General features: G+C 68.7%; 1 protein-coding gene. It reads right to left on the bottom strand.

What is annotated here, in order from left to right; translation table 11 throughout:
- Positions 1-776, bottom strand: a 776-nt coding sequence (locus SRB5_RS35775) for a cobalamin-dependent protein (RefSeq protein WP_194293130.1), incomplete at both ends; no start/stop codon positions are given.

Genomic DNA, 776 nt, shown 5'->3' with positions numbered 1-776 from the left:
CGCAGGCGGGGGCGGCCCTCGGTCTCGGCGAGTTCCTCGTAGGAGGGGCCGGTGCCGGTGCGGGCCTGCTTCAGCCCCCACTGGCCCTTGAACAGCGCGCCCTCGTCCAGCCAGGAGGCGTAGTCCTTCAGCCCGATCCCCTTGATCACCCGCGTGCCCCAGAACGGCGGGGTGGGGACCGGATTGTCGACCGCGACGTCGGAGCGCACCGTGCCCTCCTCGACGGTGTCCTCGGTCACGGCGCTGGTGCGGGTGGGGACGCGGCGCTGTTTGAGGTCGGGGAGTTTCGCGCCGGGCACGCCGCGTTTGATGCCGATCAGGGCGTCCATCAGGCGCAGGCCCTCGAACGCGTCGCGGGCGTAGCGGACCTCGCCGGCGTAGAGCTCGTGGAGGTCCTGCTCGACGTAGGCGCGGGTCAGCGCGGCGCCGCCCAGGATGACGGGGTAGTCGGCGGCCAGACCGCGCTGGTTGAGCTCCTCCAGGTTCTCCTTCATGATCACCGTGGACTTCACCAGCAGCCCCGACATCCCGATCACATCCGCACGATGCTCCGCCGCCGCGTCGAGGATCGCCGAGACCGGCTGCTTGATACCGAGGTTGACCACGTTGTAGCCGTTGTTCGACAAAATGATGTCGACCAGGTTCTTCCCGATGTCGTGCACGTCCCCGCGCACCGTCGCCAGCACGATGGTGCCCTTGCCGGCCTCGTCGGTCTTCTCCATGTGCGGCTCCAGATAGGCCACCGCGTTCTTCATCACCTCGGCCGACTGCAGCAC

The sequence above is a fragment of the Streptomyces smaragdinus genome (assembly GCF_009604385.1).
GTDB lineage: Bacteria > Actinomycetota > Actinomycetes > Streptomycetales > Streptomycetaceae > Streptomyces > Streptomyces smaragdinus.
This window is presented reverse-complemented; position numbering and strand designations above follow the sequence as displayed.